Raw genomic sequence first — 26,597 nt, forward strand, 5'->3', positions numbered from 1 at the left:
AACCGCCGCCCCCAACGGGCGGCGTCAGAAGGCCGGTTCGGCCGGTTCCTGCACGTCCACGTCGCGTTCCCAGCCCTCGTTTTCCAGCTTCAGGCTCTGGATGGCGATGGCATTGGCGTTGCTGTCCAGTTCCGGCAGGGCCTGATATTCCGACACCCAGCAGCGATAGATCTTGTAGGCGATCGCCAGCTGCCCGGCCTCGTTATACATCTCGAGGATGATGTCCTTGCGGAAGTTGCTGAGCGAGCTTTCTGCCCCCAGACCCGCACCGAAGGACCAGACCTTGTTCGCCCAGGCCTCGAATTCCGGGTCATGGGTCACGCCGCGTTCCAGCGTGATCGGCTCGAACTTGGACCGTCCCGGCGACTTGCGCCCGGTCGAGGGATCGCCGCCGACCCGGTGTTCCACCACCTCGGTCGTGCGCTTCAAGGCACTGACCTTGGAAATGCCGGCGACGAAGCGGGCATCCCAGCGGACCCGGAACTTGAAGTTCTTATAGGGGTCGAAGCGCTGCGTATTGACGCTGAATTCGGCCATGTGACCTGCTCCTTCGCGCTAGACTTGGCTTTGCCCAGCAATCTGCTGGATCGAGATGACGACAAACTCCGCCGGCTTCAGCGGCGCGAAGCCGACATGGATGTTGACGATGCCCAGATCGATATCGGCCTGGGTCGTGGTGCTGGAATCGCATTTCACGAAGAAGGCCTCGCGCGGGGTGGCGCCCTGAAAGGCCCCCTGTCGGAACATGTTCTGCAGGAAGGACCCGACCGCCAGCCGGATCTGCGCCCAGAGCGGTTCGTCATTGGGTTCGAACACCGCGAATTGCGTGCCGCGATAGAGGCTTTCCTCGATGAACAGCGCCACGCGCCGCACCGGGACATATTTCCACTCGCTCGCCCGCGCGTCGGCGCCAACGAGCGTGCGAGCGCCCCAGCTGACCGTGCCGAAGACCGGGAAGCTGCGGATGCAGTTCAGCCCCAACGGGTTCAGCACACCGTTTTCCTGATCGGTCAGCACATAATCCAGCGCCTGCACGCCCCGCAGCCCCGCCTCGATCCCGGCGGGTGCCTTCCAGATCCCGCGCGCCCCATCGGTCCGCGCCCAGAGCCCGGCCATCAGCCCGGAATTCGGGAAGGACCGCAACCGCCCGTTCTGCAACGGATCGGACAGGCGGATGCGGGGGAAATAGGCCACCGCGTTGGTCGATTTCAGCGAGGTATTCGCCGCATCATTCACCCAGTCCCTCGCCTCGGTCAATGTGTCCACATTGGGGTCGATATCGACGATGATCATCGACCGGCGTTCCTCGGCGTAGGCGACGCCCGCCGCGAGAACCGGGAGGGAATGGGTGCCGGGGTAAAGCAGGATGTTGAAGAGATCGGCATCTTCCAGCGCGAAGGTGCCGGTCTTGGCCGCGCGGTTCCCGATGAAGGTGGCGTCGGCGGCCGGCGGCGCGCCGTCGCTGCCGGGCGTTCCCGCCTGCTGCGACCCGGCGGACAGACCGATGCCCGGCTGCCACGCGGCGATGTTGCGGATGAAGGTATTGTCGGGCGCCGCCGCCCCGCCGGTCAGGCCCAGTTCCGCCGCGCCTGCGCCGTCGCAGTCGAAGCCCTGCCCCGGCACCGAGGCCTGAGCCGGGATGAGGACCAGCGTATCGTCCACGATCTCGACCCGCGCGCCGGAAAATCCCTGTTGGCCGCTGGCCGCGAGCCCGGCCTGGATCTGCGCCCGCGCCGCGCCAAGCGAGGCGGGCACCGGATTGAGCAGCACCGTCACCGTGGCAATCGCCGCGCCCGAAACCGCGCCCGCTGCCGTCAGGTTCACCAGATGGATGTTCACCGGGTCATTCAGGCTGAGGCCGAGCGCCGAGAAATCGGGGATGCGGTCGCCCGTCGTGCCGCTGGCCACCGGCCGGATCTCGCGCGCCCCGGCGATCTCGCGCCCGCGATTGACCGTGCCAAAGCCCAGCAGCGCTGCCGCGTTCTGGCTGGCGGCATTGCGCAGGACGACCGAGGATTGCCGCCCGCTGCTGCCCGAGACGACCGACAGCACGCCGGCAGTATTCGTCACCGTCACCCCGGCCACGCCATCGATGGCGTTGATCCGCTGTTCCAGCCGCGCGCGCAGCGCCGCCACATCGGCCAGATCATTCGCCCCGTCGAACAGCCGGATCTCGGTCGAAGGCCCGCCATCGATCGAGACATTCAGCCGCCGCGTATCGGCGGTCAGCCCGGTCACGTCGCCATTGGCCAGCGTCTCGCCGCTGGTGGAACTGGCATTGATCGTGCCCGCCAGCCCGCCATCGGTCAGCCGGATCAGGTCCGAGGCGGCGTTGACGGCGGCGATGGCATAGGTCGGTGCGAGGTCGTTCATCGACAGGTTCCGATGGGTCTCGGTCCGCAGCGCTACCAGCCGCCCGTTCCGCTCGCCCAGTTCCGTGACCGTCAGGTTGAAGCTGTTGACCGGATCGGCAGTGGCGTAATCGACCGAGAGGATCAGGTTTTTGCCCCAGACCCCCTCGCTCGACGCCTCGGCCACCAGCGTCGCCGACCCGTTCGCCGCCTCGAGGCTGACCGATGCCGCCTGCGCCCCCTCGGCCACCCGGACGATCCAGGCCGTGCCGCCGCCGTTCAGGAAGAAATGGCTGACCGCATAGGACAGGTCGCTGTCGAGATCGAGGCCGCCGAAAGCGCGCTCGAAATCGGCGAAGCTGAACACCTGCCTTGCCTCGTCGACCGGGCCGCGGGCGGTATAGCCGACGAAGGCCGCAATCGAGGTCGGCACCGCGGCAATCGCGCGCGACCCGCTTGGCACCTCTTGGATGTAAACCCCGGGATAGGAAACGGATACGGCCATCTTCGTGACTCCCGTCCTGTGAAGTGCAGCATGTGCAAGCAAAGGCACCGTCAGCGCCGATCCGGCCCGCCCGGTTGTCGAGACAAGTTCTGGATGCGAAAGCGGATCAACGCGGCAACCGGGGACTGCTGTCTACCCAAACCACCCTGATCCCACAGATCGAGAAGCCACTGCCGGAGCTTCCGCAAAGGGTTCCGGGTCCGTGACTGCGCGAGCGGGTGTAAAATCAGGGGCAATTCCGAGCGGATGGTCAAGAAAATGACGATTCGAGTCAAGGGAATTAACGGGATAGGTCACAACTGCAGCGCGCAGCGCCGTCCCGGTTGTTCTGGCCGGACCGATTGATTTGTTCAATTACCATAGGTTGTATCAGACCTGCGCCCCATTCAACGCGAGTATTGCACAGACTGCACAATCCTGACGGGCTAGACCATTGACGGTTTACCTTACGTTAATTACAATGACTTAATCACCGCAAAAAGGTGAATCCGGCCCGATCAAAGGTCGTAAATTCCACGCAGGGGACGTTCATGTCGAACATTGCTGGTAAAGCCTATGCCATGAACGTCATCACGCCGAGCAGCCCCAGAATCACCTGGACCAACCGGCTGCTGTTCATGGCGGCGCGCGGCCTGCCACGAAATTTACTTGGACTTCTGGGGCTTTCCATCATCCACTTCGCCCGGTGGGTCATCATCCGCCCAAAGGACTGGCCCGATCTCGGGCAGGGCAAGCAGAACCTGAAAAACGACTATGTCCTGTTCTGCTCGAACTTCAACGGCACCTGGGATCAATATATCGACGCGTTTTCCGATGGCATCCCCAAGGGGCTGAACCTGTTCTGGTACTCTGCGACAAAATATCCGCAATCGATTCCGATCACCGATTTCAAACGCTATATCACCTATAATCAGATCAATACTGATTTCTACTATAACGCGACTCCGGGCTCGGCGCAGCGCGACGTGAAGGCGGGGCTGCGCGTTTATGACGCGGTTCTGGAATTGGCCGAGGCTCACAAGACCCAGACACCCGAGGACTTCGCCAAGACCTATCGCGCCGCCATGTTCAAGATCCAGCATTCCCTGGGCGAGCCGGGGCTTGGCCCGGTGGCCAGCCTCGATACCGAGCGCGCCGATATCAACCGCGGCGCCTATCGCAGCGATGATAGCTACGGCGCATGAGCAACCACGTGCAGGGGCTTTGACATGGCGGATCTCGACAGCGGGCACATCTTCCTGACCACGCTCGCCCCGATCAAGGGCGTGAATTCCGACAGCGGCACCGGCATCTCGCACGAACAGCGGGTGCGGATCGCGCTGGCGCAGCTACCCACCGCGCTGCAATCTCCGGCGACGCAGGGCATCGGCATCAACAGCCCGTTGGCGCGCAACCGGCGCACCCATCTCGCGCGCATGTTCGTGCTGAGCGATATCGTCTATAACGGCCGCAACCCCCAGAACCCGCTGGTGGCCACGGCCAAGGGCATCGACCCGGTGGACCCGCTGCCCATCGACCAGCTGAGCACCGCCTACCTCGTCTTCTGCGCCGAGGTCGATGCCATCGTGAATGACGGCGACCCCCTGCCCCACAACCTGACCAAGGCGCAGCAAAAGGCAGTCCGTGCCTCTTATGCGCGCAAGCTGTGGGACACGATGGGAGACGAGCTGCAGAACATCTACCAGAACTGCGTCGGCTTCGAGGGCGTGAAGACGGCGGATGATTTCGCCGCCTATCTCGACAAATGCCATGTCGAGACCACCATGCCCTTCCACGACTATTACCTCGACCTGCCGAAGTTCAACCAGCTGAACACCAAGCTGCTCCTGGGCGCGGTCCTGGTGCCGGCGGCGATTGCCGTCCTGTCGCTGCTGTTGCGCATCTTCGGGATGCTGCACCTGCCGATGCTGGGGTTCAGTACCTTCTGGACCTTCGTGATTGCCGCCGTGGTGACGGCGGTCGTGGCGCTGCTGGCCATCGGCTACGCGCTGAGGAACGGCGCAAAGCCCCTGGCACCGGCCAAGCATGACGACCTGCCCTCGGTGCTGAAGGGGCTCTACGTGCAGCAGACCTTCTCGGATTTCGTCATCGACCATCAGGCGTCCGAGCCCGACGAGCTGCACCGCGCCTTTGGCGACTACCTCGCCCGGCACCGACCCGAGAACAAGATGTCCCCGACCCAGACCCCCGGCGTGATCTCGATCAGGGCCGAGGGCGGCATCACCCTCTAAGACTGGACCTCGCCTATGCAACGCAGCCTGGACCTGGACGACATACAGGGCAATGTGACCCGCGCCTATGGGCGCTATGCCTTTCCCTTCTCGCGATCCTTCTTCCTGAACATCCAGGACCCCGGCAAGGGCCGGCAATTCGTCGATGCCGTGCGCAAGAAGGTGACGACCGGCGCGACCTGGACCGAGGCCACCAAGCCGCGCTGCACGGTGAATATCGGCTTCACCTTCTTCGGCCTCTACAAGCTTCTGGTGCCGCAGCGCACCCTGCGCGACATGCCGGAAGAGTTCATCTCGGGGATGCGCGACCGGGCCTTCCTCTTGGGCGACCGCGACCCCGGCAAGACCGAGGCCGAGGCGCGGGGCTGGGACGCGCATTGGGACCCGATCTGGCAGCAGAACCGCATCGGTGACGGCGATATCGGCAATGACAATGTGCATATCTGGGTGTCGTTCAACGCCCAGCTGAAGGAGTTGGGCAAGGCCGAGCCGGTGGACGAGCTGGAGAAGGAAAGCCAGTGGCTGCGCGATCTTTGCGACCATCTGGCCGGCGGGGTCCGCATCATCCCCCATAACGGCCGGGCGGGCGATCAGGAATACCAGGAGGGCTCGGTTCTTTTCGTCCAGCGCGGCGACAAGCTGATCCCGACGCCGAACGAGCATTTCGGCTTTACCGATGCCATCGGCGACCCGGTCTTTCGCGGGCAGTTGAGCGATGCCGAAGCGAAGGACGCGGTCATCGGCACCGGCAAATGGATGAATGCCAGGACCGGCTGGCAGCCGATCGAGCCGGGCGAGTTCGTCCTTGGCCATCCCGATGAAAGCCAGGAGCTGCCGCCCATCGCCCGGCCCTGGGAATTCATGGCCAATGGCACCTTCATGGCCTATCGCAAGCTGCACCAGAACGTCGCCTCGTTCGAGGCGGTGGTGGCGGAAGAGGCGCGGACCTATGCCAAGCTACAGGCCATCGACGAGCCCGAGGCACGCGAGACCCTGCGCGCCAAGATGTGCGGGCGCTGGTCGGATGGCGTGCCCTTGGCGCAGGCGCCGACCTATGCCGAATGGCAGGCGATGAGCGAGAAGCTGGGCTTCAACGTCGCCGACCCGGTTCAGGCGCTGTGGAACAAGCTGAACTACATCCGCTCGCCCGAGGCGTCGAATTTCCGCTATGCCGATGACATGCTGGGCTACAAGACCCCGCTTGGTGCGCATATCCGGCGGATGAACACCCGCGACTACATGGACCCGCTGAACCAGACCGGCATCGACCCGGCGACCGGCTGCCAGTTCGCCAATCCGAATGCCACCCACGGGCTGAACAAGCGCCGCCGCATCCTGCGCCGCGGCCTGCCCTATGGCCCGCCGCCGGGGGCAGAGAAGACCGACGAGACCGAACAGGGCGTGGCGATGATCTCGATGTGCGCCAGCCTGCAGCGGCAGTTCGAATTCGTGCAGCAGCAATGGATCCAATACGGGCTGGATTTCCATCAGGGCAATGACACCTGCCCGATGCTGGGCAATCACCACCAGCACAAGCGCTTCTCGATCCAGTCCGACCCGGCCTCGGGCAAGCCGCCCTTCATCATGAGCAAGCTCAGGACCTTCGTGGAATGCCGGGGCGGGGATTACTTCTTCGTCCCCTCGCTGACATCGCTGAGGATGATGGCGATGGGCATCATCGACCCGACCTGAAGCCCCCCAAGAGGAGACGGGCATGATTTCTGCCATTCGCAATGCGGTCATGACGCCCCTCGCGGTGCTGACCGTCTGGCTCGAGGGGCTGTGGGGGCTGGTGCAGGTGCTGGCTCTCGGCGCGAAGACCGCGATGGGCGGCAAGGCCAAGCTGGCCGAAACCTTCAAACAACCGGCCACCCAGCGCAAGGTGTTCCAGGTGTTGCGCGCCTTCTGGCCGAACCTGTCGCTGAAGAAGCAGCTGGTGAAAGCCTATGACAATAGCGGCACGGTGATCGTGACGCGCAGCGACGACTGCCTCGACGTGCTGAACCGCAACGAGGATTTCGAGGTCGTCTATGGCAGCCGGATGCGCAAGCTGACGGATGGCGAGAACTTCTTTCTCGGGATGCAGCCGGGCTGGGACTATACCCGCGACACCTCGGCCATGCGCCTTGCCGCGCGGCGGACCGATGTGGCCGAGATCGTCTTGCCCCGCGCCACCGAACTGGCCGGCGAACTGGTCGCGGCCAGCAATGGCAAGCTGGACCTGCCGGCGCAGCTGGGGCTGCAGGTCCCCTGGGACATGACCGACCGCTATTTCGGCGTGGGCGGCCCGGATGCGGCGACGATGAAGGAATGGACCACCATCCTTTTCTGGTATCTCTTCGAGGACTTGCCCGCCGATCCCGACCTCGACCGCCGCGCCATGGCGGCGGCCAAGGGGATGCGCGACTATCTCGACGGTGCCATCGCCGCCCGCAAGGCCAGCCCCAGCGATACGCCCGACATCCTGAACCGCTGCCTTGCGCTGCAATCCGCCGATACGCCGGGGATGAGCGATCTGGGCATCAGGAACAACCTGCTGGGCCTCCTGATCGGCGCGATCCCGACGATCTCCAAGGCCTCCTGCTATGCAATGGACGAGCTGTTGAACCGGCCCGACATGCTGGCCCGTGCGCATCAGGCTGCGGTTGCGGGTGATGACGCGCTGCTGGCTAACTACATCTGGGAGGCGCTGCGCTTCACCCCGCATAACCCGGTCATCTATCGCCGCGCGGCACGGGATACGGTCATTGCCCGCGACACGCTGCGCGAGGTGAAGGTGGCGAAGGGCCAGATGGTCTTTGCCGCCACGGCCTCGGCGATGTTCGACCGCTATGCCGTCGAGGCGCCGAACGAGTTCCGCACCGACCGGCGGTTCGAGACCTACATCATCTGGGGCTATGGGATGCATACCTGCTTTGGCGCGGCCATCAACGAGGCGGTGATCCCGGCGGTGCTGAAGCCGGTGCTGGCACAGAAGAACCTGCGCCGCGCGCCGGGTGCGGCAGGCCGGATCGACACCGGCCCGACGCCCCATCCGCAACATTTCCATGTCGAGTTCGACCGCTGATCGGAACTCAGTCGTAATCGATATGCAGGCTGAGATCGACCGAGCGAACCGCCCGGCCCGGTTCCAGCACCGGGCGGATGGTGATCAGCCCGTCCGGCCCGGTTTCCGCGCGATGGGCTGAGACCGGCGGCATTTCAGCCGCCGAGGCCGCCCGCAGCCGCGCAGCCGTGGGCGTCGCCTGTTCATAGGCATCCAACGCGGCGGCCAGCTTTTGCCGCTGTTCATCTCGGCTGGCACGGGCGAAGGGGCTGGCGGTGCTTTCGATCTTGCGGTCCAGCCGCGCCTCGTCACCGCTGCGGCCCATGCCCTGATAGGCCTCGGCCAGCGTCAGATAGACCCATTCCCGGTCGCCGCGTTTGGCAAAGCCATCCTCATCCCCGATCAGCCCCTCGCAGATCTCGGCCACCTGACGGCGGACGATATTGGCGTAACCATGGCTGACGATGGCATCGGTATCATCCTCGGTCAGACTGGCTTTCAGCGTGTAGAGAAAGGCCAGATTGATGCCGTTGTAGTAATTCTGCGCGATGTGGAAGCCGCGCTCATAAAAGCGGATCGCCCGGTCCAGATCGCCCGCGTCACCGGTCAGATCATAAAGCCGCTTGCTGATCGCGCCCGACAGCCCAAGCGTCTCCGGCGCGGTCGAGAGGCGCGGGGCGGCATGGGCTTCCAGCAAAGCCTCGGCCTCGGTCAGCGCCGCCAGCGCGCGGTTCCGGTCGATCTGACCGTTTGCGTCCTTCGCCTCGCCGGCCTTGTAGATCGCCAGCGCCAGCCGCTGCACCAGAAACAGGTCGGGTTTCCGGCTGCCATCCGGCCCGGCCTGCATCGCCATCGCCTGCCGCAGTTCCTCAATCGCCGTCGCGAAATCCTTGGCCCGGATCGCCGCCTCGGCCCGGTCCATCATCGCCGCAAGGTTCGGACCGCTGACCGGCGCGGCCTGCTGGCGCGCGGCGGGGTCCACATAGTCGGGCGGCAGGATGAAGCTGTCGGCGGCATAGGCGGGCGGGGTCATGCCGATCAGCGACTTGAAGACCGGGCTGTCGGATTCCGCCTGAAGCCCCGGCGCAGCGGCGCGGCGCCGGTCCTCGACCGAGGCGATCTTGCGCAGAAGATCGGCCAGATAGGGCACGAAGCGCGCCTGTTCCTCGGCATCGATCTGATCCCCGCCATGGGCGTATTGGTGGATCACGAAGGAGCTGAGATCAAAGGGTATGCGCTGCAGCAGCAGGCTTTCCGCGATGATGACCGTGGTGTTCGGGCGTTGCGCATGACGCACCCCCAGCTCGTAAAACACGTTCGGATTCAGCGTCGACAGGTCCGCAATCACCAGATCGGCCTGAAAGATCCAGCGATACATGACCGCATCGATCTGGCCGGTCAGATTGGCATCGATGGCGCGAAACGCGTTGATCCCGGCCAGATCGCAGGCCGGCTGCACCAGTTGTCGGAAGGTCTGGTCAAGGTTCAGCACCCGGCCGGTGGGATAGTCGGTCTTGCGGCCAAAGCCGGTAACGACGAAGCAGGTCAGCTGCGGGTCGGTCATCTTGGCCCCCGCTCAGGCGATGTCGAACTTGGCGTCGAAATGCGCCGGATCGATCAGCGCGGTGGCAGCTTTCCCGATCTGGATCAGCTGATCCATGTTCTCGGGCTTGTCCATCTGCGCCAGCGAGTCGAGCTGGTCGCTGGTGAAATCGAGGTCCAGCCGCTGTTTCAGCCAGTCCTGATCGAATTCCACATTGTAGCGCAGATAGGTCAAGAGCGGATTGCCCCCACCCAGAAGATCCTCTTTCAGGTCGCCGATCTCGCTGTCGATCTCGCGCGCGGTCGGGCTGTCGGACATCCATTGCAGCAACAGCTCGTTCAGCGCCGCCGCATCGTCCATCAGCGAGGTCAGCCCGCGCACGCCCAGTTCGGCGGCGGGCATCATCATCACCTTCTCCTGGTCCAGCGCGACGGTCTTGGTGCCGGTCCCCAGCGAGACGATCAGCAGCTTGTCGCTGCCCGTCGGCCAGTCGAGCCCGTGCCGTTTCAACGCCGCCAGCATCAAGAGTTGCAGCGCCGGGTTGTTATGCGGGCTGACCCCGCCATCGACGAAAGCCCCCTCAAGATCGGCCGAGACGCGGATACGCTCGGGCTCGAAATAGGTCGGCGCGGCGGCGCTGGCCCGGACCACTTCGCGCAGCAGGAAATCCTTGTTCGCGATCGAGCCGGTGCCCTCGCGCTGGTTGAAATAGGTGCCTTTCGGGCAATTGTGGATCACCCAGGGGCTGCCGGTATCCAGCCGCTTCACCACCACGGCAAGGCCGGTCTTCAGCTCGGGTCCGCCAAGGCAGATATCCTTGAACTCGCGCTCCAGCCCCTCGCGGATGGCCTTGGCCGAGAATTTCGGGCGCAGCAGACCCTTGCGGAACATGCTCGAGGTGAAGATGTCGCGACCGAATTCCTTGTAGATCGCATCGACCCGCTCGACCGGCCAGCCAAGCGCCAGCGCGGCGGCGATGATAGCGCCGGTCGAGGTGCCGCCGATCAGGTCGAAATAATCCGCCAGCACCGCATCGGGATTGCCACTGCGTTCCCGCACCAGCGCCTCGATCTTGCGCAGCATCTGCAGCGTCAGGATGCCGCGAATGCCGCCGCCATCCAACGCCAGAATCCGCTTGGGGCCGGGGCCGAACAGATGGGCGTTCAGGTCATTCGACATGTCTCTGGTCCTTTCAACGCCGGCCATGATCGGCCCGGCAGGGATGCTTGGGTAAGGCGGTTGACGCCGCTGGGGCGATGAAACAGGGTCTCCCCGGCGATGCGGCAGGGAAAGGTCATCGGATTGGGCAAGATCATTCTTTTTAGTGGGCATATGACCGACGGGCCGAACCGGCCCGAACCGCGCTTTCCGGCCTGGCTCGAGCCGCAGGTCCGCACCGCGATCCGGTCCGCGCTGCAAGACTGGCAGGTCGGACCCGGTGATACCGGCATCTGCGGTGCGGCGCGCGGCGGGGATATCATCTTCGCCGAACAGTGCCTTGCGCTCGGCGCGCGGGTGTCGCTGTTCCTGCCGCTGCCGGTTGCGGCCTTTCTGGAGGCCTCGGTGCGCCTGCCCGACGAACTCGACTCTGATTGGGAGGCGCGGTTCTTCGGGCTGCTTGATGACTGCCCGGCCGAGGGACCGGAGGCGGATGACGGCGCCCATCCCTTCGTCGCCAATAACGCGCGGATGCTGGCCGAGGCCCGGAAAGCCGCCGGGGGTGATGACCCCTATGCGCTGATTCTCTGGGACGGGCGCGATCCCGACGGCAAGGGCGGCACCGCCGAGATCGCCGAGGCGACGGAAGGCTGGCGGCATCGGGTCGTCATCGACCCGGCCGGCCTCTGAGCGCCTGCCGCCTTGCCGGTCCACGGGATCAGAACTCGTGGATATATTGCGCCATGATGATATCGGCGTCGATCTTGATATCGCCGTTCAGCGTGCCGCGCCCCGGGTTGTTCTCATCCGTCAGCCGGATCGGCGCATCGTCAAAGAAGGTATGCGACCAGCCCAGCTTGATCGTCCGCCCGGGGCGAAACTCATGCGCCACGCCAAGCGCGACATAGTAGCGGTCGGCATTGGGGGCGCGGGGATTGCGCACCTCGGTGGGCGTCGGGGTCTCGTCATAGGCGATGCCGCCGAAGATCTTGGTCTCGGGCGTGACCTGGTAGCCCATGCCGACGGCGATATACCAGGCATCGTCCCAGCCATTCCGGACCCGCAGGGTGCCGATATTCGAGGTCTCGATGACGGTATCCTTAAAGGCGCTCCAGCCGGTCAGCGTGGCCGAGCCATAGACCTCGAGCTTGTCGGTCAACTGGCCATGCGTGCCCAGTTGCAGCATCCAGGGCGTGGCGATGTCGTATCTGGCGCTGCCTTCGGCTGAGATCCCGGCCAGCGCCAGCGCGCCCATGGTCGCGTCCGGCCCCGACAGCACCACTTCCCCGTCAAAGCCGTGATCGATCTTCGAGCGGTAGGAGAGGCCATAGCGCCACTGGTCATTCGCCTGGTACTCGACGCCAAGGGTCACACCGAAAGCCAGATCATTGCCCTCGAAATCGGCCGAGGCATCGGTGGCGGCCGAGGGCGCTGCGGGGTTCAGGGCCAGGTTGGTGGCAAATTCCGAGGTGTAATACTGGATGTTCAGCGCCGCCGCGACGCTGAGTCGGTCATTCACCTTATAGGCCAGCATCGGGCTGAGGTTATAGGCGGTCAGCGCAGTGGTCGTGGCGGTATAGCGCGAGGCGGCCGTGTCTGTGTAATCGGATTCCGTCGCCCAGGGCGCGTTGAAAGAGAGGCCGAAATACAGCTGGTCGCTCAGCTGGCGGCCCAGATACCAATAGCCCGAAACGGTATTGTCGAGAAATTGCGAGGGCACAGCGGGCGAGCCGTCGGTCACTGGCGCGCCACCAAGCGCGGTGGCCGAGAGGTTCTCGAATGTATCGCGGGGCATGATATAGGTCAGCCCGAAGGATCCATGCGTGCCCGGAAAACGCGTCAGCGAGGCCGGGTTCGAATAAATCGCGGAAATGTCGTCGATCGATGTGCCATTTGCGGCATAGGCCGTTCCCAGCCCCTGCGCGCTTTGATGAAGGTTTTGATAGCCATTGGCCGAAACCGTCAGAGGACACAACCCAAGGATGATAGCGGTCGAGCAGAGGGAAAAACGACGGAAACACATGCTTGCAGCCCTTTCAGTATGTCATTGCCGTTTCATGTCAGCGATCCTTGCCCGCGCCGCCCATGTCCGCCGGTTGACCGGGCGGATGGGTTCTACCCGCGAAACACCACCTGCGCCCTCGCCCGGCACCTGCGGCAATCGGCAATGCGAATCGCTAACCACCTATGACAATTTGCTTTTTCAACCAGGCCAGAGGATCGAGGTCTCCGTCAAGCACGGCGCATCCCGGCGCAGAATTTCCGCGCTGACGTGGCATTTCCTTCGTCCACCTGCCGCATTGGAAACCGTGCCCGAGCCGCCTTACCCTAGGTCAAGTTCAGCCTTGACGTAACACATCTTACGCGCGAAAACTAGAATAAACCGGAGAGTTTTGTTGTCCAGAAAAGTCGAATTCGGAGGATGAATAGACTTCGACATATCGTGCTTATGTCGTTTCTTGGCATTTCCGGGGTGTTTCCTGCGTCGGCACAGATTTGCGATCTTATCGATCCGGTGAAGCCGCCCGACTTTCCGGACCAGCCCATAAACATATTCATTCCGCGCAGCAGCGCCTCGGGTTCCCTCGGGTTGAACGAGGAAATCGCCAAGGCGATTCGAGGGCTGAAGGATGAAAACGGCAATGATCTGAATATCCGGGTCAACACCCTGTTCAAGTTCGGGGGCGACCTCCGTGCGGCGCTGGACTATTTCTTCGACCTGCCGCCGAACGGCTATAACGTCATCCAGCTGACCGACACCTATGCCAGCACGCTGGCAGAATCGGGGGCGGCGGATAACCGGCTGGTGCCGCTTGCGCTGGCGCAGATCACCCTCAGCCAGCTTTACATCCGCCGGAACGATCCGAATTTCTCGGATCTCGATGGCTTCATCCGCTATGCCTCGTCGCGCGGGTCCGGGGACGAGGCCGCGCCGGTGCAGATCGCACTGTTCGGCACCAAGGGCGAACAATTCGGGCTCGAGGACATCCTGCTGGAGAAATTCGCCGACAATTTCGCCACCGGCGCGTTGACCGCGACCAGCGTCACCGAGGCCGCGCCCGATGCGGCAGGGGAAGCCCCCGCGACCACGCCCCCCGCCCCGGAACTGGCCCTGGGGCCGGTGGGGTTCGAAAGCGGATCGGCGCGCTATTTCTCGCTCTTCGGGGCCTCTGCCGAGACCGGGCGGCGGGTCGATGCGCTGATCGAGCAGCCGGGCGACGTGGCGCGGCTGATCAATGGCGGGCTGATCAAGCCGATCTTCACCTTCCTGCCCGAACAGGACCTGAACCGCGAGGTCGCCGCCGACCTGCGCGCAAGGCTTGGCGCCACCGCATCCTTCCCCGAGAAGGGCAGCGAGCATTGCGCCATCTATTACCGCTATCGCGGCTTCTTCATCCCCGAGGGCGTGCCGCCCGAGCGGCGGCAGTTCCTTGAATGGGTGTTCCGCAAGGCCTTCGATTCCGACAGCTTCCGGGCCTTCAACCATGCGGAATACATGGATGTGCTGTATCAGGATCAGGATATCGCCAATGCCTACTGCTCGACGTCAGATCTGAACGCCTTCTTCCAGAACAGCATCCGCGAATACCGCGAATGCCTGAAGGACGGCGCGGCAGCGTCGCCCGGTCCATGACGAGGCGGGCATGAGCGATCCAACCCTTGCCGGACTAGCCCTGCGCGCAAAGGCGGGTGATCCCGAGGCCAGCAACCTGCTGGCGCAGCGGCTGGCAGGCAATCCGCTGATGCGGGCGCTGTTCGGCGCTGATGCCGAGAGGCTCGCCGATCACCTGCAGGGTTTCGGCGCGCTGTTGCCGGTCTATCGCGCGGCCATGGCCAATCTGGGCATTCGGCAGCCGCAGGATGCCTATCTTTTCGACCTGATCCTGCCGCTGACCCGCTTTTTCCGACAGCGCATCCCTGCCGGCCGGGCGCCCTATCTCATCGGGCTGGCGGGCGGTCCGGGCGCCGGCAAGACCACGCTGTCGCGGCTTCTCTCCTGCTGCCTGCAGGCGATGATCGCACCTGCGCCCCGCTGCCTCGGCCTCTCCATCGACGATTTCTACCGCCCGAAAGAGGAACGCCTGCGCCGTGGCTTCGCATGGCGCACCCTGCCCGGCACCCATGACACCGAGCGGATGGCGGATGTCCTCGCGGCGCTGGACCGGCCCGGTTCCCTGACCGTGCCGCGCTATGACCTTGGCCGAGATGCGCCGATGGCCGATGAGGTGGTGAGCGGCAGTCCCGACATCTGCATCTTCGACGGCGCCATGGTCGGCTCGCCGCTGCCCGGCTATGACCGGCTGGCGCGGCGGCTCGATTTTCTCCTCTTCCTCGACCTGCCCACACCGCTGCTGAAACGCTGGCGGTTCGAGCGGGAACGCAAGCTGCGCGCGGATAGCGGCGACACGGTCGGCTTTCCCCAAGAGGTCATGCAGGCCTTCTGGGACGAGGCGCTTGGCCCCAGCATCGAGATGTGGGTCGCACCCAATGCCGCGCGGGCCGATCTGGTCCTGTCCATCGACGCGGCGCGGCGGGTCACGGCGGTCCGGCAACCGCAGCTTTGCACAACCGAAACCCGCGCGTGAGGCGAGATGACCGATCAGGCAACCGATGACGACCTCGCCCACCGCCAGCGCGTCGATGCGCTGCTGAGGCAGGGCAAGAACGTCTACCAGCCGCTTTACAACTTCCCTTATCCGCAGGCGATCGCGGCGCTGCGCCCCTGCGCCGACCGCTGCCGCGCGGTCGAGGCCAGCATGGGCGGGGCCGTCGCCGGGCGGCGGCTGTGGGACATGGGCTGTTCGCTTGGCTACAACACGTTCTGGTTCGTCGATCGCGGCATGACCGGCACCGGCATCGACATTGACCCGCGCAATATCGCGCTCTGCCGCGAGATCAGCCGCTGGACCCCGGGCGAGGCCCGGTTCGCACAGGGCGAACTGACCCGCGAGATGGTCGAGGCCATGATACCGGGCAGCCATGACTACGGCTTTCTCTTCAGCATGTTGCATCATGTGATCGAGGCACGTGGACTGGCCTATGTGCAGGCGCTGATGCAGGCGCTGACCGCGCGCATCCCGGTCCTCTATGTCGAACTGGCGCTCGGCTCCGAAACCCCGCCCCCCGGCTATGACTGGGCGCGCCATCTGCCCGGGGACGAGCTGGCGATCTTTGCCACCTGCGAGGGGCTAAGCTTCGAGTTGATCGGCCACTTTCCAACCCATGTCGGGCCTGTCACCCGCCCGATCTACCGCGTCACGAGAGGGAGGGAAAATTGATCGCCGATCCATACCCCTCACCGGCCATCCTGCCGATGCCCGCCGATGCGCTGCTGGCCGACCCGATCCTCGGGCGGCTGGAGGGCATGGCGCTGTCGGCCTTGATCCCGCATGTGACTCGCCGGGTGATCGCCGCCGGGGAGTTCCTGTTCCGCGCCGGCGAGCCAGCCGATACCGTCTTCCTGATCCAGAACGGCGCGCTGCGGCTGGAGAACGGGCAAGGCCGCAGCGCCCGGCAGGTCGAGGGCTGCGCGGGCGAGGAGGCGCTGCTGGGCCTTGCCAGCCACAGCGCCAGCGCGCTGGCCGAGACCGAGACCACGGTGCTGGCCATCCCGGCGGGCCAGTTGGCCCATCTCGCCGGACGCCGCCGCGACCTGCGCGAGGCTTTCTTTCGCGCCTATGCCGGGCGTTATGACGAACAGACTCAGGCCACGCCCCCAGCAGCGCCCGACAAACCCCAACCCGCCGAGGGTCTCGGCCCGCTGCTGGGCTGGCTGCTGACCATCGCCCTGCCCCTCGCCGTCTACCTTGTCGCAGAGCGGCTGCCGCTGGACCCTGCCGCGACGGATTTCCTCGCCATCGTGATGGTTGCCGTGGTGATGTGGCTGTTCGGGCTGGTGCCGGAATACGTGCCGCCGCTTTTTGCCGCGCTGGCGATGATCCTGCTGGACGTGGCCCCGCCCGCCGAGGTGCTGTCGGGCTTTCGCTCGGACAGCTTCTTCATGACGCTGAGCATCTTCGGCATCGGCGCGCTGATGGTATCCTCGGGGCTGACCTATCGCTTCTCGCTCTGGGTCCTGGGCAAGGTGCCGGCGACGCCCTTCGGCTATAACCTCAGCCTCTTCGGCATCGGCACCGTGCTGTCGCCCGTCATCCCCTCGGTGGTCGGGCGGGTCAGCATCATCACGCCCTTGATGATCGAGTTGATCGAGATCTCGAAGCCCGAGGCGCGCGATCGCTTTGCCAACCGGCTGATCTTCAGCCTGCTCTCGGGCGCCTCGATCTTCGTGCCGATCTTCCTGACGGCGGCGGTGCCGAACCTCGTGGTCTATGGGCTGTTTGATGCGCAGACCCAGTTTGCCTTCGGCTGGATCGCCTGGCTTTACGCCGCCTCGGTCTTCGGGCTGATCGTGCTGGCAAGCTTCTGGCTGGTCTCGGCGCTGGTCTTCGGCCGCGCGCGCAGCTTCAGCCTGCCGCGCGCCACCATCCGGGAACAGCGCCGGCTGCTTGGCCCGGTCTCGGCGCCGGAATGGGCGGCGGCGCTGGCGGTGCTGGCCATGATCGGCGGCATCCTGACCGGGCCGTCGCATCGCATCGACGTGGCCTGGATCGCGCTGGCGATCCTCGTCACGCTGATGCTGTTCGGCACGCTTGGCCGCGACGCCATCCGGGCACAGATCGACTGGCCGATCCTGATCTATCTCGGCACCATCATCGGCTGGGTCCCGGTCGCGGCCAGCACCGGCCTCGATCAGGTGATCGTCGCGCATCTGAACTGGCTCGGCGACTATCTGAAGACGGATTTTCCCCGCTTCATCCTGCTGGTCTCGGGGATGATCCTCGCGGTGCGGCTGGCCCTGCCGACCGGGGTGACGGTGATCCTGTTCACCACCGCCCTCTTTCCGCTGGCGGCGGCGCAGGGGCTGTCGCTCTGGCTCGTCGGCTTCATCATCCTCGCCGTGGCCGATACCTATGTCTTTCCCTACCAAAGCTCCTATTACCTGAAGCTGCGCAGTGATCTCGAGGCACTTGGCCTTGCCCATGTCCTTGACGAGCGGCGGATCATCGCCGCGAATATCGTCATGATCGCGCTGAGGATCGGGGCGATCTATGGCAGCCTGCGCTTCTGGCAGCATCTGGACCTGCTGTCATGACCCGCCGCCATCTGCGGCTGGCCGTGATGCTGGTCTTTGCCGGGCTGTTCTTCGCGCTGGTGGTGATGCAGAAATCCCAGACCGCGCGCATCCTGATCATCCACAGCAACGATCCGGCCTACCCCTGGGTCGCCTCGGTGAACGAGGGCCTCAAGCGCGGCTTCGAGGGTCGGCGCAATGTCCTTTTCCGCTATCACTACATGGACCTGAAGAACCACACCGATGCCGCGTTCAAGGAACGCGCCGCGACGCTGGCGCTGAACGCGGTCGACAGTTGGGCGCCCGATGTGCTGGTTCTTGTCGATGACGAGGCGCAGGCGCTGGTGGGCAAGGCGGTGGTCGCGCCGGGACCGGGCGCGCCAGGGGTGCGGGTGGTCTTCAGCGGGGTGAACGGCGAGCCCGCAGACTACTACCCGCCGGGCGCCGAAGTCACCGGCATCCTTGAACGCAAACCCCTGCCGGCGATCCGCGATGCCGCGCTGTCCATCGCCTTGGAAAGCGCGACACGGCCGCCCCGCGCCCGTCCGCGCGTCCAGTTCATCGGCGATCATTCCTCGTCCATCACCGCCGAGATCCCCACTTACGAAGGTTTCGACTGGTCCCCGGCGGAATTCCTGCCGCCGGTGCAGGTCGACACATTTGCGGACTGGCAGGCGGCGGTCGAGCGGGCGGAGCGCGAGGCCGATGTGATCCTTGTCACCAATTACCGCAATATCCGCGACGGGGTAGATGGCCCCTTCCTGCGCCCGGCGGCGCAGGTGATGCAATGGACCGCCGAACATGCGACCGTGCCGGTGATCGGCATGGGCGCCACCAACAGCGAGGACGGGGCGATGCTGACCGTCTCGGTCTCGCCCTTCGAACAGGGCGAGGTGGCCGCCGCGCTGGCCCTGCAGGTGCTGGACGGCACGCCCCCAGCCAGCCTGCCGGTCGTGGTGTCAAAACAGTTCATCGTGCAGGTCTGCACCCCCTCGCTGGCCCGCTGGGGCCTGACCCTGCCACCGCTTTACGAGGCCTTCGCCCGCGCCACCGACCATTATTACGAGGAGGGGTGCTGATGAGCACGCTGTTCCTCAGCCACAGCTCGGCCGACAATGCGCTGGCGCAGGACCTTGCCGCGCGGCTGAAGGCGCAGGGGCACACTTGCGTGTTTCTGGACCTTGACCCGGAAAAGGGCATCGTCGCCGGCATCAGCTGGGAACGCACGCTCTATCGCAAGCTGCGCGCCTGCCGGGCGGTCATTGCCATCTGCACCGACAGCTACCTGGCCTCGCATTGGTGCTTTGCCGAAATTGCGCTGGCGCGGATGGAGGGCAAGCAGATCATCGCGCTGGTCGCCGACCCGATCAGCGATGCTGGCCGCCTGCCCTCGATCCTGACCGAGCGGCAGTTCATCGACCTGCGCCGCGATCCCGAAACCGGCTATCAGCGGCTGTGGCGCGGGCTGAAGGAGCTGGACCTGCTGGGCGCGGTGGGGGACTGGGACCCGACCGCCTCGCCCTATCTCGGCCTGAACGCCTATCAGGAAAAGGATGCGCCGGTCTATTTCGGGCGCGAGGACGAGATCCGGGGCGCCATCGAGCTGGTCGACCGCGGGGCGCCGGGGCTGATCCTCGTGATCGGCGCGTCGGGCAGCGGCAAATCCTCGCTGGCCCGCGCCGGCCTGATCCCGCGCCTGCGCCGCGAGCCGGAACGCTGGATCGTGCTCGACCCGTTCCGCCCCGGCCGCGATCCCTTTGCCGAGCTGGCGCAGGTCATCGGCCAGGGCTTCCGCCGCTATGCCCCCGATGCGCCCCCGGCGCTGCACGAGGCCGCAGCGCTTGGCGACCGGCTGCGCGACTGGCAGGAGGTCTCGAAACAGCGGCGCAGCGCCGAGCCGGGGCAGGTCGGTGTCACGCCCGTCGATCCGTCGCGGCTTGGCCGGCTGATCAGCGAGCTGGAGGCGCTGAAACGGCAGGAGCCCGCCTCGCGCGAGGCCTCGCTGCTGGAATTTCTGGACTGGAGCCTGACCGACCTGCGCCGCATCTTCGGTCGCCATCCGGGCCCGGGCCATGGCGGCAGCGCCGCCACCCCGCTGCTGGACCTGATCGCGGATCTGCGCCGCAGCGCCGGCCACAGCACCGCCCGCGTCCTGCTGGTCATCGACCAGTTCGAAGAACTGCTGGGCACCGACAGCCCCGAGGGCGAGGCTGCACGCTTCCTCGGTCTCATCGCGGCGTCGCTCGCCGCCGAGGGCTCGCCCCTGACCGTGGTGGCGACGATGCGGTCGGATTTTCTGGAAAGCTTCCAGACCGTCAACGCCCATCACGGCATGGATTTCGCCACGCTGTCGCTCGGCCCGATGCCGGTCGAGGGGATGCGGCGGGTGATCGAGGCGCCGGCGAAGCTTGGTGCGATCGAGCTGGAAGCGGGCCTCGCCGACCGTCTGCTGGCGGATGCGAGCAGCGCCGACGCCCTGCCGCTTCTGTCGTTCACGCTCTACCTTCTCTGGCGCGACGGGCATGGGGCGGGGCGGTTGACGCTGGCCGATTACGACCGCTTGGGCGGGCTGGAAGGCGCGGTGGCGAACGAGGCCGATGCCATCCTCGCCACCGCCCGCCAGCGGGGCCAGGAAGCCGAATTGCGCACAGCCTTCCTCGAGATGGTGCGGCTGGCCGAGGACGGCCAGTTCACCCGCCAGCCGTTGGCGCTGGACGAGCCGGAACTGGTGCCGGTGCAGGACCTGGTCGACCGCTTTGTCGAGCGCCGCCTGCTGATCTCGCGCTCCGAGGGCGATCAGCGCGTGGTCGAGGTGGCGCATGAGGCGCTGTTCCGGGCCTGGGCACCGCTGGCGCAATGGCTTGAGGATCACCGCAGCGAATTGCAGCTGAAGCAGCAGATCCGCCATTCGGCCACGGCCTGGGAGGAACACCGGCACCAGCCCGACTACCTGTGGCGCGGCGCGCGGCTGTCCGAGGCGGTGGAACTGGTCGGGCGCGGTGGGCTGGAGGGCAATTCCAAGGAGGAACGCCGTTGCAAGGCCTTCGTGCTGGCCAGCGAGTCGATGCGCAAGCGGCAGGGCCGCCGCCGCCGCAACCTGGTCCTGATGGTCGCGGCGCTGCTGCTGGGCATTCTCGGCTATGCGCTGAAGAACGAGGACGAGGCCAAGTCGGCCGAGCGCGCCTCCTGGGCGCGGGAACAGGCGCTGCGGGCGATCGGCACGCTGGCGACCGAGCCGCTGGCCAGCATCCGCACCGCCGAGTCCGCCATCTGCATGACCCAGATCCATGACGGGCAGGTGTTGCCCGAGGCCGAAGGCGCGTTGAACCGCGCCGTCAATGCGCTGGAAAAGCAGCGCAGCCTGACCGGCCATAGCCGCGCGGTCTCGCGCCTGATCTTCCTGCCCGAGACAGGGGACGGCCAACCGGCCACGACCGAGCGGCTGGTCTCGCTGGGGCTCGATCATGCCGCGCTGCTCTGGACACTGCCGGGCAGCGGCGCGCCGAAATGCTCGGGCGTGCTGCCGGAACAGCCGCTCTTGCCCCGCGCCAGCCAGATCGCCGGCGATCCCGGCAGCCGCCTGATCGCCGCCGGCCTGCCGGGCGGAGGCGTCACGCTGCAGGCCATCCCGGACTCTGGCCCGCCCCCGGCGCCCGTCGCGGTTCTGCAACTGGGCGCCGAGGTCTCGGCCCTTGCCATCGCGCCCGGCGGCAGGCGCGTCGCGGCGGCAGGCGAGGACGGGTCGCTGCGGATCGGGGGGCTGATGGAATCGGGCGCGGCAACGCAGCCGCTGGCCCTGCCCGACCGGGCCGCCCGTATCGATGTCCTGGGGTTCAGCGGCGATGGCGCGGTGCTGGCGGCGGGCGGTTGGGACGGCTCGGTGACGCTGTGGGACAGCGGCAGCGGCATGATGCTGCGCCGCCTCGACGGCCATGCCGAGGCGGTGACAGAGCTGGCCTTCAACGGCGATCTGCTGGCGACCGCCGGATGGGACCAGGTGGTGCGGCTGTGGAACTGGCGGACGGGGCGTCTGTTGCAGGTCCTGCCGCATGAGGGCCGGGTCTCGGCCCTGCGCTTCCTGCCCGGCGAAGGCGAGGCCGCCAACCTCGCCAGCGCCAGCTGGGACCGCACGGTCAGGATCTGGGACGTGACCAACGGACAATTGCTGAAGACGCTGGAACATGGCGCGCCGGTCGTGTCCTTGGCGATCACGCCCGAGGCGCGCTCGCGGCTGGGGCACCTGACCGGCGGTCCGCTGATCGCCACCGGCGATTGGGATGGCCGCGTGTCGGCCTGGAACGTCGAGCTTGGCCCCGGCGCCCCGGTTTCCTCGCGCATCGTCGCCCAGCATCTCGAGCCGGTGAATGACCTCAGCTTCACCGGCGATGGCCGGTTCCTCGCCAGCGCCAGCGATGACGAGACGATCAAGATCACCCGGCTGTTCGAAGACGAGGGGCAATATCTCTGGCGCAGCAGTCTCGACCTCAGCCCGGCCACCGGGGGCAGCGACCAGGCCCGCTGGATCGCGATGATCCAGAATGGCGAGGTGCGGGTGCTGGACCCCGAGGCGCAGGCGCAGCCGCGCACCATCTCCGATTTCGACGGCAATGCCACCGGCATCGCCTTCAGCAGCGACGGTCCGCAGGTGCTGGCGATCCGCGCCAATGAACTGTTCGACTATCACCTCGATCCGACCGAGCTGATGGTCTGCGCCGACAGAATCGCCCAGCCCGCCCTGCCGCAGCCGCCCAAGGACCCCGATTTCGGCAATCTCTGCGCCGGGATCGAGACCGATCAGGGCTTTACCAGCCTCTGGTCACAGGCCACCGCGCCGATCGCGGGACTGGTCCGGGCGATCACGGGCCGCTAGGGGCGTCGCGGCGTGGAAACTGGCCTCTGCGGCCAATCCGTGCATAGCTGGCCCTGACCAAGAAAGGACCTGCCATGCCGCTGCGCCTCGACCACCTGCACATCTATGCCACCGATCCCGAAGCCGGCGCGGCGGGCTATCTGCGCCTCGGCGCGCGGCGCGTCAGGGAGGTGACAACCGTGAACGGCCTGCGCATCGTCCTCGACCTCGCCGGCCTCAATCTGTTTGTCGAGCAAAGCCCCGACGGCAGCACCGGCATCGATCATCTGGCGATGGCCAGCGACGATCTGGACAGCGATCTGGCTGCTATCATCGCCGAGGGCGGCCGCATCCTGACCGGCCCGCGCGAGGCAGGACCGGGGTTGCGCATCGCCTTTGCCGAACTGGCCGACGGCCAGCGCGCCGAGGTGCTGCAGCGCGGGATCGTCTGACCGCCGCGACGCGGGCGGGGCGGATTAGCCCTGCCCGACCACACGCTGCGCTCACGCGTCTGTTGGTTGACCATGGCGGCGACGGCGCCTTTCTTGCGACGCTTCATTCACGCATTGAGAGCGACCGATGGCTTACCCACCCGGCACAAATCTGTATTTTCCTTTTCTGTCAAAGATCTATGATACGCTTGAACCCTATGGCTATGCCTTCCTGCGCTTTGCCACCGGGATCGTCATGGCCGGCTTCGGGGCGCGCAAACTGCTTACCCCGGGCGGCGCGCAGCCCGATATCGACATCATGGCGCAGATCGGCTTCACCCCGGCGATCTTCTGGGCCTATCTGGTGATCACGCTGGAACTGGTCGGCGGTCTGGCGATTGCGGCCGGCCTTTTGACGCGGGTGTTTTCGGCCATGTTCGTCGGCATGATGCTGGTCATCCTCGCGCTGGTCCTGCTGCCGCGCGGCGCCGGATACGAACTGTCCGTGGTCTGGCTTGGTGCCTTCACCTACCTGACGCTGCGCGGCAGCGGCGCCTTGTCGCTCGACCGCCTGATCGGGCGCGAAATTTGAGCCAAGATGACCGGACCTGACTGGCAGGCGATGATGAACCGGCAACTACCGACCATCGACCGGCTCTATGGCTCCAAGGATCTGCACGAGGGCGCGCGCGCCTTTGCCGAGCGGCGCGATCCGGTCTGGCAGGGGAAATAGGCGCTAGATCCGCGCCATCCGCCGGGCGATCAGCTCGATCCCCGAGGCGATCGCCTCTTCGGCGATCGAGCCATAGCCCAGGCGGAAGAAGGGACAGGGCTCGGGCCGGATCTCGAAAAAGACTGCCCCCGGTTCGATCAGCACGCTGTCCTCGCGCAGCGCCATGGCCAGCGCGGTGGCGTCGATGCCCTCGCGGCCTTCGATCCAGACGCTCGACCCGCCCGCGACCGGTGCCCCGGCGATCCTGAGACCATGGGCGCAAAGCGCCGCCTCCAGCACCTCGCGCCGGCCTTTCAGCGCCTCCCTGAGCCGGGCGATATGGGCGTCATAGTGACCGAGCGCGAGGAAATATGCGGTGATGCGCTGCAGGTGACTGGGCGGGTGGCGCAGCATGATCGAGCGCAGAGCGCGGGCCTGCGCGATCAGCTCCGCCGGACCCACCATGTAGCCGATGCGCAAGCCCGGAAACAGCGACTTCGAGAAGCTGCCGAGGTAGATCACCCGACCGTCCTCATCCATGGATTTCAGCGCCGGGGCGGGCGGAGCGAGATAGGACATCTCGAAATCGTAATCATCCTCGATGATCAGGAAATCCTGCGCAGAGGCGCGCGCCATCAGCTCGCGGCGGCGGTCCAGCGGCATGGTCACGCCGGTCGGGATATGATGGCTGGGGGTGACAAAGACCAGCCGCGTCTGCTCGGGCAGGTCCGCCGGATTCAGCCCACCCTCATCCACCGGCAGGAAGGTGGTGGGGCTTTGCGCCCGGCGCAGGGTCTCGGCGAAATCGGGATAGCCGGGCTCCTCGGACACCGCCAGCCGGTCGACCCGCGACAGCAGTTCCACCGCCAGGAACAGCCCGTTCTGCGCCCCCAGCGTCACCAGCACCTCGTCGGGCCGGGCATGGATCCCGCGCCGCGGCAGGGTGTTCGAACAGATGTAATCGATCAACAGCGGATCATCGGCGCCATAGCGGTCGGCGGCCAGATCGGCGAAGTCGCGGGTGCCAAGTGCGCGGCGGGCGCAGTCGCGCCAGGCGTTGTGGTCGAACAGCGCCGGATCGGCCTGACCGTAGATGAAGGGAAAGCGATAGTCGCGCCAGTCCGCCGGCTTGCGGATCACCCGGCGCGGCATGTGATGGCTCGAGAGCCAGTCGCCCCAGTCCGGCTGCTGCCCATGCGGTCGGGCGGCAAGCTGCTCGGGTCGTGCCGGGCGCAAACGGCTGTGCGGCACCGTCTCGGCCACCGCAATGCCGGATCGTGGCGCCGTCTCCAGATAGCCCTGGCTGACCAGATCCTGATAGACCAGCGTCACCGTCATCCGCGAGATGCCCAGTACCTCGGCCAGTTGCCGGCTCGAGGGCAGACGCGTCCCCGGTCGTGCCCGGCTTTCCAGTACCGCCCGCACGATGGCAGCCGCCAGCCGTCCCTGCAGCGTCGGCGCCTCGCCCTCGCGCAGGAAGATCGTGTCAACGGGAAGTCGCGCCGGCATCTGGACCTATCTTCGGATCAAACTGGACATATCATCGCCCCGCCCGCTCTGCAATCTTGCCCCTGTCATGTCGCCGCACCCCCAACCAGCGGCCATACACAGGGAGAGAAAAACAATGTCTGCAATGACCCGCATTCTGACCGGAGCCGCCACCGCCCTCGCGCTGGTGCTGCCCGCTTCTGCCACCGAATACCGCGTCGCCGTGGGCGATGGCGCCGGCGGCACGCAAGAGGCCTTGGGCAAGGCCTTCGTCGCCGCGCTGGAGGAACAATCCGGCGGCAACATGACCGCGAAACTGTTCCTGAACGGCCAGCTTGGCGACGAACAGGACACCGTGACCGCCGCCGCCACCGGCACGCTGGATTTCTCGATCCTCGCCATCAACAACATCACCCCCTTCTCGCCCTCGGTCGGCACGCTGACCCTGCCCTATGTGATCCTCAGCCAGGAGGATGCCGAGAAGGTGACGCAGGGCGAAATCGGCCAGCAGATGATCGAACAGACCATCGAGGATGCCGGCGTGCGCATCATCGGCTGGGGCTATTCCGGCTTCCGGGTGCTGACCAATTCGAAAAAGCCGGTCTCGACCGTGGCCGACCTGCAGGGTCTGGTGGTGCGCGTGCCGAAGAACGAGATCATGATCGAGACCTATAAAAGCTGGGGCATCAACCCGACGCCGATGGCCTGGGGCGAGACCTTCGCCGCGCTTCAGCAGAAGGTCGTGGACGGACAGGACAACCCCTACATGACCGTCTACGCGATGAAGTTCGACGAAGTTCAGAAATACATCACCAATATCCGCTACATCTTCTCGATCGAGCCGCTGATCGTCTCGGAAGCCCTGTTCGAGGGCCTCAGCGAGGAAGAACAGGCGCAGGTGCTGGCCGCCGGCGAAGCCGCGACCAAGGCCTCGGCCGAATTCCTGCGCGCCGAAGAGGCCAAGATCCGCGAAGAGCTGGTCGCCCGCGGCATGGAGATCACCGAACCTGCCGATGGCGAGAAGGAATTCATGGCGCTGGCCGAGGCCGCTGTCTGGCCGAAATTCTATGACCAGATCGGCGGCAAGGAGGTTCTCGACAATGTCCTGACCTCGCTGGGGCGCCCCGCCGCCGCGGAATAGCTTTCCTCCC

At 65.8% G+C, this 26,597-nt stretch carries 20 protein-coding genes and 1 pseudogene; 15 read left to right on the forward strand and 6 right to left on the reverse strand.

From position 1 onward, the window contains the following. Positions 1 to 24: 24 nt before the first annotated feature. A complete protein-coding gene (locus Q1A36_RS12570; RefSeq protein ID WP_299844404.1) occupies positions 25 to 537 on the reverse strand; it encodes a phage tail protein in 513 nt (170 codons plus the stop codon). Between the two features lie 18 nt (positions 538 to 555). Further along, a complete protein-coding gene (locus Q1A36_RS12575) occupies positions 556 to 2,856 on the reverse strand; it encodes a phage tail sheath C-terminal domain-containing protein (protein WP_299844407.1) in 2,301 nt (766 codons plus the stop codon). Between the two features lie 530 nt (positions 2,857 to 3,386). On the opposite strand from Q1A36_RS12575, the gene Q1A36_RS12580 reads away from it, so the two are divergent. The 4 genes from Q1A36_RS12580 to Q1A36_RS12595 are packed head-to-tail and all read left to right on the forward strand — an operon-like array spanning position 3,387 to position 8,154. Next, on the forward strand, positions 3,387 to 4,040 hold the full coding sequence (locus Q1A36_RS12580; RefSeq protein WP_299844410.1) for a hypothetical protein: 654 nt from the start codon (positions 3,387 to 3,389) through the stop codon (positions 4,038 to 4,040). A 24-nt stretch (positions 4,041 to 4,064) separates the two neighbouring features. Beyond that, positions 4,065 to 5,087: a hypothetical protein gene (locus tag Q1A36_RS12585; RefSeq protein ID WP_299844412.1), complete on the forward strand. Its 1,023-nt coding sequence runs from the start codon at positions 4,065 to 4,067 to the stop codon at positions 5,085 to 5,087. A gap of 15 nt (positions 5,088 to 5,102) precedes the next feature. Then, positions 5,103 to 6,779 (forward strand): peroxidase, encoded by a 1,677-nt coding sequence (locus Q1A36_RS12590; RefSeq protein ID WP_299844415.1) that lies wholly within the window; start codon positions 5,103 to 5,105, stop codon positions 6,777 to 6,779. A 22-nt stretch (positions 6,780 to 6,801) separates the two neighbouring features. Further along, complete coding sequence (locus tag Q1A36_RS12595) at positions 6,802 to 8,154, forward strand: cytochrome P450 (RefSeq protein WP_299844418.1); 1,353 nt, start codon at positions 6,802 to 6,804, stop codon at positions 8,152 to 8,154. Between the two features lie 7 nt (positions 8,155 to 8,161). On the opposite strand, the gene Q1A36_RS12600 is transcribed toward Q1A36_RS12595, so the two are convergent. Next, positions 8,162 to 9,697 carry a TRAFs-binding domain-containing protein gene (locus Q1A36_RS12600; protein WP_299844421.1) on the reverse strand — a complete coding sequence of 512 codons (1,536 nt, stop codon included), beginning with the start codon at positions 9,695 to 9,697 and terminating at the stop codon, positions 8,162 to 8,164. Positions 9,698 to 9,709: 12 nt separating this feature from the next. Then, complete coding sequence (locus Q1A36_RS12605) at positions 9,710 to 10,855, reverse strand: patatin-like phospholipase family protein (protein ID WP_299844423.1); 1,146 nt, start codon at positions 10,853 to 10,855, stop codon at positions 9,710 to 9,712. A gap of 123 nt (positions 10,856 to 10,978) precedes the next feature. Here Q1A36_RS12605 and Q1A36_RS12610 point away from each other — a divergent pair, with 123 nt between their 5' ends. Next, positions 10,979 to 11,524, forward strand: a complete 546-nt coding sequence (locus tag Q1A36_RS12610; protein WP_299844426.1) for a hypothetical protein — start codon at positions 10,979 to 10,981, stop codon at positions 11,522 to 11,524. Positions 11,525 to 11,552: 28 nt separating this feature from the next. Here Q1A36_RS12610 and Q1A36_RS12615 read toward each other — a convergent pair whose 3' ends face one another. Further along, entirely contained in the window at positions 11,553 to 12,857 is a 1,305-nt protein-coding gene (locus Q1A36_RS12615) for an outer membrane protein transport protein (RefSeq protein ID WP_299844429.1), read from the reverse strand. Between the two features lie 567 nt (positions 12,858 to 13,424). Here Q1A36_RS12615 and Q1A36_RS12620 point away from each other — a divergent pair. The 9 genes and pseudogenes from Q1A36_RS12620 to Q1A36_RS12660 form a co-directional block, all read left to right on the forward strand. Then, the gene (locus Q1A36_RS12620; RefSeq protein ID WP_299844432.1) at positions 13,425 to 14,468 is read left to right on the forward strand and encodes a hypothetical protein; all 1,044 of its coding nucleotides are present in this window, start codon (positions 13,425 to 13,427) and stop codon (positions 14,466 to 14,468) included. Between the two features lie 10 nt (positions 14,469 to 14,478). Continuing rightward, positions 14,479 to 15,420 (forward strand): hypothetical protein, encoded by a 942-nt coding sequence (locus Q1A36_RS12625; RefSeq protein ID WP_299844435.1) that lies wholly within the window; start codon positions 14,479 to 14,481, stop codon positions 15,418 to 15,420. 6 nt (positions 15,421 to 15,426) lie between these two features. After that, on the forward strand, positions 15,427 to 16,113 hold the full coding sequence (locus tag Q1A36_RS12630) for a class I SAM-dependent methyltransferase (protein WP_299844438.1): 687 nt from the start codon (positions 15,427 to 15,429) through the stop codon (positions 16,111 to 16,113). Further along, positions 16,110 to 17,987 carry an SLC13 family permease gene (locus tag Q1A36_RS12635; RefSeq protein ID WP_299844441.1) on the forward strand — a complete coding sequence of 626 codons (1,878 nt, stop codon included), beginning with the start codon at positions 16,110 to 16,112 and terminating at the stop codon, positions 17,985 to 17,987. Before Q1A36_RS12630 ends, Q1A36_RS12635 begins: the two co-directional genes overlap by 4 nt. Next, positions 17,984 to 19,045, forward strand: a complete 1,062-nt coding sequence (locus Q1A36_RS12640) for an ABC transporter substrate binding protein (RefSeq protein WP_299844444.1) — start codon at positions 17,984 to 17,986, stop codon at positions 19,043 to 19,045. Before Q1A36_RS12635 ends, Q1A36_RS12640 begins: the two co-directional genes overlap by 4 nt. Beyond that, positions 19,045 to 22,836 carry a TIR domain-containing protein gene (locus Q1A36_RS12645; protein WP_299844447.1) on the forward strand — a complete coding sequence of 1,264 codons (3,792 nt, stop codon included), beginning with the start codon at positions 19,045 to 19,047 and terminating at the stop codon, positions 22,834 to 22,836. The genes Q1A36_RS12640 and Q1A36_RS12645 overlap by 1 nt, the downstream gene beginning before the upstream one ends. 74 nt (positions 22,837 to 22,910) lie before the next feature. Further along, positions 22,911 to 23,267, forward strand: coding sequence for a VOC family protein (locus Q1A36_RS12650; RefSeq protein ID WP_299844450.1), 357 nt, complete (start codon positions 22,911 to 22,913; stop codon positions 23,265 to 23,267). Positions 23,268 to 23,394: 127 nt separating this feature from the next. Beyond that, a complete protein-coding gene (locus tag Q1A36_RS12655; protein ID WP_299844453.1) occupies positions 23,395 to 23,838 on the forward strand; it encodes a DoxX family protein in 444 nt (147 codons plus the stop codon). Between the two features lie 39 nt (positions 23,839 to 23,877). Continuing rightward, positions 23,878 to 23,979: pseudogene (locus Q1A36_RS12660) on the forward strand (carnitinyl-CoA dehydratase); the annotation flags it as partial. Positions 23,980 to 23,982: 3 nt separating this feature from the next. On the opposite strand, the gene Q1A36_RS12665 reads toward Q1A36_RS12660, so the two are convergent. Continuing rightward, positions 23,983 to 25,467 (reverse strand): PLP-dependent aminotransferase family protein, encoded by a 1,485-nt coding sequence (locus Q1A36_RS12665; protein WP_299844456.1) that lies wholly within the window; start codon positions 25,465 to 25,467, stop codon positions 23,983 to 23,985. Positions 25,468 to 25,582: 115 nt separating this feature from the next. Between Q1A36_RS12665 and Q1A36_RS12670 the strand changes: the two genes are divergently transcribed. Further along, entirely contained in the window at positions 25,583 to 26,587 is a 1,005-nt protein-coding gene (locus tag Q1A36_RS12670; protein ID WP_299844459.1) for a TRAP transporter substrate-binding protein, read from the forward strand. Positions 26,588 to 26,597 lie beyond the last annotated feature (10 nt).

It is taken from the genome of uncultured Paracoccus sp. (assembly GCF_947487305.1).
Taxonomy (GTDB): Bacteria; Pseudomonadota; Alphaproteobacteria; order Rhodobacterales; family Rhodobacteraceae; genus Paracoccus.